General features: G+C 52.2%; 11 protein-coding genes. 4 read left to right on the plus strand and 7 right to left on the minus strand.

The genetic code is table 11. The features are described from left to right. Window positions 1–3: 3 nt before the first annotated feature. The 5 genes from EO763_RS02830 to EO763_RS02850 all read right to left on the minus strand — a co-directional run bounded on the left by EO763_RS02830 (window position 4) and on the right by EO763_RS02850 (window position 4,288). A complete protein-coding gene (locus tag EO763_RS02830) occupies window positions 4–408 on the minus strand; it encodes a DUF1090 domain-containing protein (protein WP_044203875.1) in 405 nt (134 codons plus the stop codon). 5 nt (window positions 409–413) lie between these two features. After that, entirely contained in the window at window positions 414–809 is a 396-nt protein-coding gene (gene mzrA, locus EO763_RS02835; RefSeq protein WP_161528029.1) for an EnvZ/OmpR regulon moderator MzrA, read from the minus strand. A gap of 2 nt (window positions 810–811) precedes the next feature. Next, entirely contained in the window at window positions 812–1,495 is a 684-nt protein-coding gene (locus EO763_RS02840) for a DedA family protein (protein WP_161528030.1), read from the minus strand. A 505-nt stretch (window positions 1,496–2,000) separates the two neighbouring features. Beyond that, entirely contained in the window at window positions 2,001–2,777 is a 777-nt protein-coding gene (exuR, locus tag EO763_RS02845) for a transcriptional regulator ExuR (protein WP_039491365.1), read from the minus strand. 209 nt (window positions 2,778–2,986) lie between these two features. Further along, on the minus strand, window positions 2,987–4,288 hold the full coding sequence (locus EO763_RS02850) for an MFS transporter (RefSeq protein WP_039491364.1): 1,302 nt from the start codon (window positions 4,286–4,288) through the stop codon (window positions 2,987–2,989). Window positions 4,289–4,703: 415 nt separating this feature from the next. Here EO763_RS02850 and uxaC point away from each other — a divergent pair, with 415 nt between their 5' ends. The 4 genes from uxaC to EO763_RS02870 all read left to right on the plus strand — a co-directional run bounded on the left by uxaC (window position 4,704) and on the right by EO763_RS02870 (window position 9,822). Then, window positions 4,704–6,113 carry a glucuronate isomerase gene (gene uxaC, locus EO763_RS02855; protein WP_161528031.1) on the plus strand — a complete coding sequence of 470 codons (1,410 nt, stop codon included), beginning with the start codon at window positions 4,704–4,706 and terminating at the stop codon, window positions 6,111–6,113. Window positions 6,114–6,225: 112 nt separating this feature from the next. Continuing rightward, the gene (locus EO763_RS02860; protein ID WP_161528032.1) at window positions 6,226–7,692 is read left to right on the plus strand and encodes a tagaturonate reductase; all 1,467 of its coding nucleotides are present in this window, start codon (window positions 6,226–6,228) and stop codon (window positions 7,690–7,692) included. A gap of 19 nt (window positions 7,693–7,711) precedes the next feature. Next, window positions 7,712–9,202, plus strand: coding sequence for a UxaA family hydrolase (locus tag EO763_RS02865; RefSeq protein WP_103861470.1), 1,491 nt, complete (start codon window positions 7,712–7,714; stop codon window positions 9,200–9,202). An 89-nt stretch (window positions 9,203–9,291) separates the two neighbouring features. After that, window positions 9,292–9,822 carry a YgjV family protein gene (locus tag EO763_RS02870; RefSeq protein ID WP_102117251.1) on the plus strand — a complete coding sequence of 177 codons (531 nt, stop codon included), beginning with the start codon at window positions 9,292–9,294 and terminating at the stop codon, window positions 9,820–9,822. 71 nt (window positions 9,823–9,893) lie between these two features. Here EO763_RS02870 and sstT read toward each other — a convergent pair whose 3' ends face one another. Both sstT and EO763_RS02880 read right to left on the minus strand, forming a co-directional pair. Further along, window positions 9,894–11,141, minus strand: a complete 1,248-nt coding sequence (gene sstT / locus EO763_RS02875) for a serine/threonine transporter SstT (RefSeq protein WP_161528033.1) — start codon at window positions 11,139–11,141, stop codon at window positions 9,894–9,896. Window positions 11,142–11,569: 428 nt separating this feature from the next. Then, complete coding sequence (locus EO763_RS02880) at window positions 11,570–12,523, minus strand: TerC family protein (RefSeq protein WP_010282967.1); 954 nt, start codon at window positions 12,521–12,523, stop codon at window positions 11,570–11,572. Between the last annotated feature and the right edge of the window lie 186 nt (window positions 12,524–12,709).

Below are 12,709 nucleotides of genomic sequence, written 5' to 3' on the forward strand. Positions count from 1 at the left end.
GGGTTATTGCGATGCGGCACGTTCCACGGCGCGTAATTCCTGCTCCGCTTCAGCCAGCTTTCTTTCGCGCTTGAGGATTTTTTCAGCGTCATCCCCTTTCTGGCGGCTTTCATTCAGTTCTTGCTGCCGTTCAGCGACGTCTTTGCGCTTTTCCGCGATGGTTTCCTGACGTTTCTCTGCTAACCCAGCATCTGTGCAGTGGGTTTTCACGCCGTCCAATGCCTTCTCTAAGCCACTGATGCGGTTCTGATTGCCGTGCTTACGCGCTTCATCGATTTGGCGCTGAATATCCTGCGCTTTCTGCTGACAGGTTTCTACCTGATTGGCGGTATTGGCCAACGCATGACTGGAAAGTAGGACGGATAAAGCAATAATGGATGGAGATAGTTTCGATGGAAATAATGTCATAGTCGTCACCCCAGTTTGGATTGTTTCTGTGTCAGTTTCTGCTGCCAGAACGGTGTCGGGGTTGTCACTTGCTGCGCGGTAATCGTGACTTTAGGCAGAGACAAACGCAGGACATCTCTGGCAGCGATACTTTGTTCTGGCGAGGCCAGACGGACGATCAGGCTATCTTGCTCTGGCGTAATGCTTTTGATCGCAATCCCTTTTTCATTGAGACGCTGATACACGTAAAAGCCATCTGGCAATGCGGCGCCGTCATAAGGCCTGATGTGTAGCATAGCATCGTCTTGGGAGCTGCGTAGTGACTGGGACTGCGTCAATGCAATCATCGGCAGCGCAAGCAATAGCAGTATGCGAGCTGTTTTTCTGGAGAAGAGCTTAGAGAATAACCCGCTAATTGACACGGTTAGCTCCCTTTTTCTGCATTATCTGCTTTAGCGTCACGTTTTTTACGCCACAGGACAAAAAGCGAGCCAAACAGGCCGATAAACAGCAGGGCCAGCGGTAGTATCATCAGGCAGAGCATCAGCTCGTCTTCATATTTCAGGAAGACCGTTGTTTTCCCTAAGGCGTAGCCCAGCGTAACCAGAATAAATACCCACAGGAACCCGCTCATCCAGTTAAAGAACTGAAAGCGTGCGTTATTCAGGCCAGACAAGCCTGCGATGGTTGGGAGTAACGTTCTGACAAAAGCCAGAAAGCGGCCCACTAACAGCGCGGACAGACCATGACGATGGAAAAGCTGGTGGGCGCGTTGGTGATAGTGCGCGGGCAAATGTGATAGCCAACCCTGAACCACTCCCGTATTGCCAAGCCATTTCCCTTGGATATAGCTTGCCCAACAGCCGAGGCTGGCGGCCGTCGTCAGGAGAAATATCGTAAAAGGGTAATTCATTGTGCCCTTGGCGACGAGGACGCCGACCAAAATGAGCAGGCTATCGCCGGGCAGGAAAGCGGCGGGGAGCAGGCCATTTTCCAGAAAGATAATCAGAAACAGTAATATGTAGATGGTCCATACCAGTTTCGGGTCGGCTAAAATATCGAAATCCTGATGCCAGAGTGCGTTTAACAGTTCTTTGATTAATTCCATCCGGTATTCCTAATACTGCTGTTGCATTTTAGCCTTGGCGACAATCACGCACGCTTCTGGACATGATAAGAGTGAATACAGTGTTAATCCCGTCATACTTCAGTTGCCTGAAACTCGAATTATTTAGGGTATATCAGGGCACAGGATTATGATTTTTTGATGATCTCTGTTTTTTCTGCCCGATAGTGGAGCTGGCGTCTGACTTGATGCTCGCTTTTCGCTGCGAACCCGATAAACAGGCTGCTTGGGGATTGTTTGGTCTTGGCAGACTTTGCATCCAAAGCGACGGATTAAGCGTAAGAAAGACGCGCTAACTGTAACAAAATAGGTGTTACTGAGACAGAAAAATATTACGACAACTGGCGCAGTTTAGGGGGATTTTTCGAAGAAGAGTGGGGGTTTCTGCGATATTTTACACTCGCTGACAGAAATCAACGTTTTCTGACTTTTTCCCTCTGGTTCAAAATTTTCCCCTTCGCGTAAAACGAAGGGGGAGGATGCACATTTAGGACTTGTCAGTGTGTATTTGGTCGAGGTGGACGACTGGATTTTCGGCGAACATATAGCGGTCGACGTTAAATTCGAAATCATCCGTTGTGGCGCGAAACAGCATCTGTTTGGTATTTTCCAGATGTTGCCACATCGCCAATTTGGCCGCGTAAGGATCTTTGCGAATCAGTGCCTTAAGGATACGATCATGCTCTTCGCACCAGCTTTCAATCGACTTGTCGTCAATGTGCTCATGCAGTTTGCGCCAGTAGGGATTGTGGATCCGTTGGCTCCACATTTTCTCAACGATAGTCGCCATCGCGGAGTTCTGTGTTGCCAGCGCGACCTGAACATGGAATTTGAGATCCCACTGAGAATCACGGAAGCGATCTTCCTGACGCGCATATTCCTGAATTTCCATCAGTTGGATGATATCCTGACGGGTCACTTGCGTGGCCGCAAATTCAGCAATGTTGCTTTCAATGAGTTGGCGAGCCTGAAGCAGCTCAAAGGGGCCTGCCGCGACGAATTCAATATCGCCGCTATTAATGAACGAATTCTTCTGCTGGTTGGAAATAACGTGAATGCCTGAACCTTTGCGTACTTCAACGTACCCTTCGACTTCCAGCATGATGATGGCTTCGCGCACCACGGTGCGGCTGACGTTCATTTCTTCAGAAATATAACGCTCTGCCGGTAATTTTTCACCGACCTGATACATACCGCTTTCAATGCGCTGTTTGAATTCTGCGGCTAACTGCTGGTATAGCCGTCGGGGTTCAGTGAGTGCCATGATGATGTCTACTCTCGATAGATGACGGTCCATGTGCCACGTCAGGGCCTGAGTGTCTATCTCGTTAATCTTTCAGGGATGATTTGTTATACCACTTAATCATAGCAGCAACCAATGTTGTGGTCACAGTTATCGCGGTGTGTTATCGGAGGGAGGTGGCTCACCCAGTCGCAGATCATACCGGATGAGCCAGGATAATGCAGGGATTATCAGTGCTGGTTGGCTTCTTTCAATGTTTCAGCCGCGGCAGCGACTTCTGATGCGGGTTGGTTTTTCAACACCGTCCAGATGACGACAGCACCTAGCAGATCGAAGACGGCCAGTGCAGCAAACAGCGGGCTGAAGCCCAGTGTATCGGCCAGCGCGCCCACAACCAGTGCAAACAGGGTACTTGCCATCCAGGCTGCCATACCGGTCAAACCGTTCGCGGTCGCCACTTCATTACGACCAAATACGTCGGATGACAGGGTAATCAGTGCGCCGGACAGCGACTGATGCGCAAAACCACCGACGCATAGCAGGGCGATGGCGACATAAGGGCTGGAGAACAGCCCGATCATGCCCGGTGCAATCATCAGTACCGCACCCATCGTGACGACCATTTTGCGGGAAACGATCAAATTCACTTTGAAATGTTTTTGGAACAGCATCGGCAGGTAGCCACCCAGAATGCAGCCGATATCGGCGAACAGCATCGGCATCCAGGCGAACATGGCGATTTCTTTCAGGTTAAAGCCGTAGGCTTTAAACATGAACAGCGGGATCCATGCATTGAAAGTCCCCCAGGCGGGTTCAGCCAGAAAACGCGGCAGTGCGATACCCCAGAATTGACGGTTACGCAGGATCTGCAAGGCGGACATTTTTTTCGCGTTATTGGTTTGGTGCTGTGCTTCCTGCCCGCTAAGAATGTAGTCGCGCTCTTCGTCGCTGAGTTTTTTCTGATCTTTCGGGTGCTTATAGAAAACGAGCCAGCAGAGGGCCCAGATCAGGCTCAGCACACCGGTAATGATGAAGGCCATTTCCCAACTGTGTGCCACAATCGCCCACACGACCAGCGGTGGCGCGATCATTGCGCCGATGGATGATCCCACGTTGAAGTAACCCACCGCAACAGAGCGCTCTTTTGCCGGAAACCATTCGCTACTGGCTTTCAGGCCCGCAGGGATCATGGCCGCTTCTGCCATACCCACCGCGCCGCGGGCGATCGCTAACCCCCCCCAGCTGTTTGCCAGCGCGGTGCCCATACAGCAGATGGCCCACAGAATGGCGAACATGGCATAGCCGATTTTTGTGCCAAGCAAATCCAGTACATAGCCAGCGATGGGCTGCATAATGGTATAACAAGCTGAGTAGGCAGCAACGATGTAAGAATACTGTTGTGTCGTGATGTGCAACTGATCTTGTAGCGTCGGTGCGGCAACAGACATTGCATTACGCGTCAGATATCCCAGCACGGTGCCAATGGTCACCAGGCCGATCATATACCAGCGTAATCCTTTGATTTTACGCATTTACTTTCTCTCCGAGTCAATAAAAAACACCGTAATGGCTCTTGAGTGGCATCAGGGTGTGATGTGTCTTGTGATGTCGTGCGACACGTTTTGTTGTTGTACTGAACAGGAAACCCCTTCTCTTTGTGAGATAGCGATTGAATCCCTGCTTAAGGCAGCGCTACAATAATTTGTCATACAACTTTAAAAGTTGAGTGATATCACAAAACCATTATTTTTATATGGAATAGCGGATTCCTCGTTTGAACCGAGATAAACACGCCGTTTGCGGCGATAAATGCTGAGTTATTGTACTGTTTGTTACATTTTTGCGATCATGACCTCACAAATACTGTGAGATATCGCGCATAATTGGTGTGATATCTTTTAACGGTCAACTAATTTGGTGCACAAGAAGCACGGTAAGGAAGAAAACATGCCCCAGTTTCTGAGTGAAGATTTTCTGTTAGACAGTGAATTTGCCCGTCGTCTTTATCATGAGTATGCCGTCGACCAACCGATATTTGACTATCACTGCCATTTGCCGCCTGAGCAGATCGCGGAAAACTATCGCTTCAAAAATTTGTATGACATCTGGCTGAAAGGCGATCACTACAAGTGGCGCGCGATGCGCACCAACGGCGTGCCTGAGCGTTTGTGTACGGGTGATGCCAGCGATTGGGAAAAATTTGAAGCCTGGGCCGCTACCGTGCCGCACACCATCGGCAACCCGCTTTACCACTGGACACACCTGGAACTGCGTCGTCCGTTTGGTGTAACTGGCACGCTGCTGTCACCGAGCACGGCAAAAGACATTTGGGATCGTTGTAATGCCATGCTGGAGCGCGATGACTTTACCGCGCGCGGCATCATGCAGCAGATGAACGTGAAAATGGTCGGTACGACAGACGATCCGATTGACGATCTGCGCCACCATAAAACCGTTGCTCAGGATTCAAGCTTCTCTATCAAAGTGTTGCCGAGCTGGCGTCCAGATAAAGCGTTCAACATTGAACTGGCAACCTTCAACGACTATATGGCGAAACTGGGTGAAGTCTCTGACACCGACATTCGTCGTTTCAGCGATCTGCAAACGGCGCTGACCAAGCGTCTGGATCACTTCGCCGCGCACGGCTGTAAAGTGTCTGACCACGCGCTGGATGTGGTGATGTTTGCCGAGGCGGATGAGGCAACGCTGGATAAAGTTCTGGCGCGTCGTCTTGCGGGCGAAACGCTGAGTGAACATGAAGTGGCACAGTTCAAGACCGGTGTTCTGGTCTGGCTGGGTGCGGAATATGCCCGTCGTGGCTGGGTTCAGCAGTATCACATTGGTGCTCTGCGCAACAACAACCTGCGCCAGTTCAAGCTGCTGGGGCCGGATGTGGGCTTCGACTCCATCAATGACCGTCCGCTGGCTCAGGAACTGTCTCGTCTGCTCAGCAAACAGAATGAAGAAAACCTGCTGCCGAAAACCATCCTTTACTGCCTGAACCCGCGGGATAACGAAGTGCTCGGTACCATGATCGGCAACTTCCAGGGCGAAGGGATGCCGGGCAAGATGCAGTTCGGTTCCGGCTGGTGGTTCAACGATCAGAAGGACGGCATGCAACGTCAGATGACCCAATTAGCACAGCTTGGTCTGCTGAGCCGCTTCGTTGGCATGCTGACCGATAGCCGCAGCTTCCTGTCTTATACCCGTCATGAATATTTCCGCCGCATCCTGTGCCAGATGATTGGCCGCTGGGTGGAAGATGGCGAAGCGCCAGCCGATCTGCCTTTGCTGGGCGAAATGGTGAAAAACATCAGTTTCGATAACGCTAAAAACTATTTTGCCATCGAGCTGTAATTCCACGCCGTCGTAAGGTGTGAATTGCGCGAGGACGCGGCAGTAAGATTCCCAAAGGGGCTTACGCCGCGGCTCTCTATGTCTCGGTTTTTTGTCTTAAGGTAGCCTGTTAATGCAAACGTTAAATCGTCGTAACTTCCCCGGTCGTCAACACCCCGATCGTGTTATCCAGTTTGGTGAAGGCAACTTCCTGCGTGCTTTCGTCGACTGGCAGTTGGATTTGCTGAATGAGCACACCGATCTGGATGCGGGCATTGTCGTTGTTCGCCCGATTGATTCCGATTTCCCACCCGCGCTGGACACTCAGGATGGGCTGTACACCACCATTATCCGTGGTCTGAACGAGCAGGGCGAGGCGGTGCGTGAACCCCGTCTGATCCGTTCGGTAAACCGTGAAATTAACGTGTACCGTCAGTTCGATGAGTATCTGGCGCTGGCGCACGATCCGAATATCCGCTTCGTGTTCTCCAATACCACCGAAGCGGGTATCAGCTATCACGCCGATGACCGCCTGAACGACGCACCGCCTGTCAGCTTCCCGGCGAAATTAACCCGTCTGCTGTATGAGCGCTTCTGTCATTTTGACGGCGCAGCGGATAAAGGCTGGGTGCTGCTGCCGTGCGAGCTGATTGATTACAACGGTGTGGCGCTGAAAGAGCTGGTGCTGCGCTATGCCGCACAGTGGAAACTGACGCCAACGTTTACCGCCTGGCTGAACGATCACAATACCTTCTGCTCAACGCTGGTGGACCGTATTGTCACGGGTTATCCGCGTGCCGAAGTGGAAGCGCTAGAGCAGGAGATGGGCTACAAGGATACCTTCTGGGATACGGCGGAACACTTCTACCTGTTCGTGATTCAGGGGCCACAGTGGCTGGCGGAAGAATTACGTCTGAACAAGCTGGATCTGAACGTTCGTATCGTTGATGACATCAAGCCGTACAAAGAACGTAAAGTGGCGATTCTCAACGGTGCTCATACTGCGCTGGTGCCGGTGGCATTCCTCGCAGGTCTGGATACCGTTGGCGAATCGATGAATGATGCCCTGATTGGCAAATTCGTAGAAAAGACCATTGCCGAAGAGATTGTGCCGGTACTGGATCTGCCTCATGACGAACTGACGTCGTTTGCTCAGGCTGTACTAAGCCGCTTCCGTAACCCGTTCATTCAGCATCAGCTGTTATCTATCTCGCTGAATGGCATGACCAAATTCCGCACCCGAATTCTGCCGCAGTTGCTGACCTATCGTGAGCGTCACGGTGAACTGCCTGCACGCTTGACGTTTGCGCTGGCAGCCCTGATTGCATTCTATCGCGGCGAGCGCGGTGGTGAAGGCGAGGCGTTACAAACCTATCCATTGCAGGACGATGCACACTGGCTGGAACGTTATTCCACGCTGTGGGCGGGCGTAAAAGAAAACACCGTCAGCCTGGCTGAGCTGGTGAATGTCGTACTGCGTGATGCCGATCACTGGGAACAGGATTTAACACAGGTTCCTGGCTTGGCTGCGCAGGTGACTGAACAGTTGCAAACCATCGTTGAGCGCGGCATGCGCGCAGCCGTGGAAGGTTATTGCTAATCAGTAAGAAGGGTTATCCATGCAAAGTATTATAAAAATTCATTCTCTGGACAATGTGGCTGTCGCCCTGCGTGATGTCGAGCAAGGCGAAACGGTGTCGGTGGATAGCCATACGGTGACACTTCAGCAACCTGTCGTGCGCGGACATAAGTTCGCGCTGGAAACCATCGCACCGGGAGAAATGATTACCAAGTATGGCCTGCCGATCGGCCATGCGTTGGTGTCTATTGCTCCTGGAGAACACATCCATTCCCAGAATGCGAAAACCAATCTGAGCGATCTGGATGAATATCAGTATGAACCAGAATTTCTCGAATTGCCGCCGCAGATGGGCGATCGGGATGTACAGCTCTATCGCCGCCAAAATGGCGATGTCGGTATCCGTAATGAGCTGTGGATCCTGCCTACCGTCGGCTGCGTGAACGGGATTGCCCGACAGATTCAGCAGCGTTTCCTGAAAGAAACTAACGATGCGGAAGGGATCGACGGCGTTTACCTGTTCAGCCATACCTTCGGCTGCTCACAGCTTGGTCAGGATCACGAAAACACCCGTACGATGCTGCAAAACATGGTGCGTCACCCGAATGCGGGTGCCGTACTGGTGATCGGTCTGGGCTGTGAGAACAATCAGGTTGACGCCTTCCGCACGACGCTGGGCGATTTTGATTCCGATCGCGTGACGTTCATGGTGTGTCAGCAGCAGGACGACGAAGTCGAAGCCGGTTTGGAGCGTCTGCATACGCTGTATGAGGCGATGCGCCATGACAAACGTGAGCCGGGTAAGCTGAGCGAGCTGAAGTTTGGTCTGGAATGCGGTGGCTCTGATGGGCTGTCTGGTATTACTGCCAACCCGCTGTTAGGCCGTTTCTCTGACTATCTGATTGAGAACGGTGGCACCACCGTGCTGACCGAAGTGCCGGAAATGTTCGGTGCGGAACGTATTCTGATGAGCCGTTGCCGTGATGAAGCCACGTTTGAGAAAACTGTGCACATGGTGAACGACTTCAAACAGTACTTCATTGCGCACAACCAGCCGATTTACGAGAACCCATCGCCGGGTAACAAAGCGGGGGGGATCACCACGCTGGAAGAGAAATCACTGGGCTGTACGCAAAAAGCCGGACAGAGCAAGGTGGTGGACGTACTGAAGTATGGTGAGCGCTTACATACCCCAGGGCTCAACCTGCTCAGTGCACCGGGGAATGATGCCGTCGCAACCAGTGCGCTGGCGGGGGCCGGTTGCCATATGGTGCTGTTCAGTACCGGGCGCGGTACGCCTTACGGTGGATTCGTGCCTACCGTAAAACTGGCGACCAACAGCGAACTGGCGAAGAAGAAACCACATTGGATTGATTTCGATGCGGGACGTCTGATCCACGACATGCCGATGGATGAACTGTTGAGCCAGTTCGTGGAGCTGATTGTTGAGATTGCTGACGGCAAGCGTACGAAGAATGAGGTGAACGACTTCCGCGAATTAGCGATATTTAAGAGCGGCGTGACGTTGTAAATTACATTCATTCCAATTAAAATAAAACGGCGTTTCATTTTTATAATGGCGCCGTTTTTTTTCGCCACAACTTTTTAGAGGCAGGGATCATGACACAGTATTGGATTGCCCAGTCTGTTGGTGTACTGGCATTTCTGGTCGGTATCACCATGTTCTTCAACCGTAACGATCAAAAATTCAAAATACAGCTCTCGGCATACAGCGCCGTCATTGGTCTACATTTCTTCCTGATGGGGGCAAATGCGGCAGGTGCCAGCGCATTGTTGAACTCGGCACGTACGCTTATTTCACTGAAAACACACAACATCCTTGTGATGTTTGTCTTTATCTCACTGACGCTGCTCTTTGGTTTGTCGGGCATGAACCATGCGATGGAATTGCTGCCGATCGCGGGTACCGTCGCCAGTACCTGGGCGCTGTTCCGTACTTCTGGGCTGACGACGCGCTGCGTGATGTGGTGCTCAACCGCCTGCTGGGTTGCGCATAATATCTGGTTGGGCTCGATTGGTGGGTCGCTGATCGAAGGCAGTTTCCTACTGATGAACGGCTTTAACATCATCCGCTTCTGGCGCATGCAACAGCGCGGTATCGATCCTTTTAGCGTAGAGAACAAAGCGTAATTTCGAAGGTTTCTCATCACGTTAACGCCGCTCGTTGTTAAGCGAGCGGCCTGATAATCAATCCTAATCAATCACAGTAAATTCAAACGATCTTTTTCCGCCAGTTTGGCGTCTTCTGCATGGCACACAGCGGCGATGAACATCACGTCCGTCGAGGAATTCACCGCGGTTTCTGCCGAGTCCTGCAAGACGCCGATGATGAAGCCAACCGCAACCACCTGCATGGCGATATCGTTGGAGATACCAAACATGCTGCACGCCAGCGGAATCAGCAACAGTGAGCCACCGGCTACGCCTGATGCACCGCAGGCACACAGCGATGCCACGACGCTAAGCAGCAGTGCGGTCGGTATATCAATCTGAATACCCAGCGTATGTGCAGCGGCCAACGTCAGTACCGTAATGGTAATCGCTGCGCCTGCCATATTGATGGTGGCACCCAGCGGGATGGCGACAGAGTAGGTGTCTTCATCCAAATTCAGCTTACGGCACAGCTCCATATTCACCGGAATGTTGGCGGCGGAGCTGCGGGTGAAAAACGCCGTCACGCCGCTCTCGCGCAGGCAGCGCAGGACCAGAGGATAAGGGTTGCTGCGAATCTTCCAGTAAACGATCAGCGGGTTGATCACCAGCGCAACTAACAGCATACCGCCAATCAGCACCATCAGCAGATGGGCATAGCCCCACAGTGCACCGAAGCCGGTTTCCGCCAGCGTTGAGGCGACCAGACCGAAAATCCCCAGCGGCGCGAAACGAATCACGACACGCACAATAATGGTGACCGCGTTGGAGGCGTCAGTAATCATGCTCTTGGTGCTGTCCGAACCGTGACGGAACGCAATGCCCAGCCCCACGGCCCAGACCAGAATACCGATATAGTTCGCATTCAGTAGTGCGTGAATCGGGTTAGCGATGATGCTCATCAACAGCCCTTTCAGCACTTCGACAATGCCCGACGGCGGTGTGATGTCAGTTGCCTGCGCGTTGAGCGCCAGCGTGGAAGGGAAAAGAACGCTTAGCACCACGGCAATCAGTGCTGCAGAGAAGGTGCCGATGAGATAGAGAAACAGAATCGGGCGGATGTTGGTTTTTTGCCCCTGTTGATGATTAGCAATGGATGACATGACTAACATGAGCACCAGCACAGGGGCAACGGCTTTCAATGCACCAACAAACAGTGTACCTAACAAGCCAACAGCTAAGGCGGCGGGCGTGGAGAGTGAAGCGACAATGACACCGAGACACAGGCCTAAAAGAATCTGTTTAACCAGACTGCCATGAGCAATGTACTGCAAGAAACGAGATTGTTGAGTGTTCATAATATTGACGGCGTAGCCGTTCCGCTAAGTGGTTGTCTGTACGGATTTGACACCTCTGGCCTGCGCCGGGTGGCTTTTTCTTTCCGTAACGAAATGTGTTTGCGTGAATCAGTATATGAAAATTTGTTTTTGAGAAAAGCGGCGATGTAGTTTTTTATGACGGACATCCTTGTCCGTCACCCTGCGGGCCGTTGCTATGCAACGTTGAAAAACGCTCCCGACGTTTTTTTATGACGGACATCCTTGTCCGTCACCCTACGGGCCGTTGCTATGCAACGTTGAAAAACGCTCCCGACGTTTTTTTATGACGGACATCCTTGTCCGTCACCCTGCGGGCCGTTACGTCGCGCATGTGTAGGAACGGAAACGATGGAATGAGGAAAGTGAACACCGCACGGGAGAAACCGTGCGGCGAGAAGGGGAAAGGATTAACGCTCAGCGCGTTTGTTCACCCAGACGTTGATCAGCATGGTGATGACCAGAATGCTGGCAACGACGCCCAGAGAAATCGCCACCGGAATATGGAAAATGTCGATAAGCATCATCTTGGTACCAATGAAGATCAGGATGACGGCCAGGCCATATTTCAACAGTGAGAAGCGTTCAGCCACGCCAGCCAGCAGGAAGTACATCGCACGCAGGCCCAGAATAGCGAACAGGTTTGACGTCAGTACGATAAAGGGATCGGTCGTGACGGCGAAAATAGCCGGGATACTGTCTACGGCGAAAATCACGTCGCTGATTTCAACCATAATCAGTACCAGAAACAGCGGCGTTGCATACAGGATGCCGTTACGACGGACGAAGAATTTTTCATTCTCGATGCTATCCGTCATGCGCAGACGGCTACGCAGCCATCGTACCAGCGGCTTGTCGCCGATCGCTCCGCCATCTTCTTTCGCCAGCGCCATTTTGAGGCCGGTGAACAGCAGGAATGCGCCGAACACGTAGAGCAGCCACTGGAACTGCGTGACGAGCCAACTGCCGCCAAACACCATCAGCGTTCTGAGAACGATGGCACCCAACACGCCGTAAATCAGCACGCGACGTTGGTATTGCGGAGGAACGGCGAAGTAGCCGAATAGCATCAGCCAGACGAAGACGTTATCGACGGCAAGCGCTTTCTCGATCAAATAGCCGGTCAGGAAGGCTAGCGACTGGGCGTTGGCAACCTCGCGACCCATCGTGCCATCCAGATACCACCAGAAACCGGCGTTGAACAGCAGAGAGAGCGTGACCCAGATGATAGACCAGACGGCAGCCTGTTTGAACGTCATTACCGTCGAGCCTTTGCGCCCTTGATAGAGCAGGTCGATGGCCAGCATCACTATAACAATGGCAGCGAAGCTGCCCCATAACCATGGCGTGCCGATGGTGTGCATAGCAAGATCCTTAAATAGAAACAAAAACGGCCAACATCGGAAGGACGCTGGCCGCTTGTTATTAAAGCTGCAAATGCACCTCGCCTTCCGGCAAGGTCTCACTTACAACGTTAATGAAGCTGTTTCATCAAGGTTGCCCGGTAACCGGATGCGTAAAGCATCGTAATGACGATTGACCGGCGGAAA

It is taken from the genome of Pectobacterium odoriferum (assembly GCF_009931295.1).
GTDB classification, from domain to species: domain Bacteria; phylum Pseudomonadota; class Gammaproteobacteria; order Enterobacterales; family Enterobacteriaceae; genus Pectobacterium; species Pectobacterium odoriferum.

Bases quoted from the DNA above. Each gene is read 5' to 3' on its own strand.
- EO763_RS02830 (WP_044203875.1), bottom strand. From the start codon at position 408: ATGACATTATTTCCATCGAAACTATCTCCATCCATTATTGCTTTATCC.
- EO763_RS02840 (WP_161528030.1), bottom strand. From the start codon at position 1,495: ATGGAATTAATCAAAGAACTGTTAAACGCACTCTGGCATCAGGATTTC.
- exuR (WP_039491365.1), bottom strand. From the start codon at position 2,777: ATGGCACTCACTGAACCCCGACGGCTATACCAGCAGTTAGCCGCAGAA.
- EO763_RS02850 (WP_039491364.1), bottom strand. From the start codon at position 4,288: ATGCGTAAAATCAAAGGATTACGCTGGTATATGATCGGCCTGGTGACC.
- uxaC (WP_161528031.1), top strand. From the start codon at position 4,704: ATGCCCCAGTTTCTGAGTGAAGATTTTCTGTTAGACAGTGAATTTGCC.
- EO763_RS02860 (WP_161528032.1), top strand. From the start codon at position 6,226: ATGCAAACGTTAAATCGTCGTAACTTCCCCGGTCGTCAACACCCCGAT.
- EO763_RS02865 (WP_103861470.1), top strand. From the start codon at position 7,712: ATGCAAAGTATTATAAAAATTCATTCTCTGGACAATGTGGCTGTCGCC.
- EO763_RS02870 (WP_102117251.1), top strand. From the start codon at position 9,292: ATGACACAGTATTGGATTGCCCAGTCTGTTGGTGTACTGGCATTTCTG.
- sstT (WP_161528033.1), bottom strand. From the start codon at position 11,141: ATGAACACTCAACAATCTCGTTTCTTGCAGTACATTGCTCATGGCAGT.
- EO763_RS02880 (WP_010282967.1), bottom strand. From the start codon at position 12,523: ATGCACACCATCGGCACGCCATGGTTATGGGGCAGCTTCGCTGCCATT.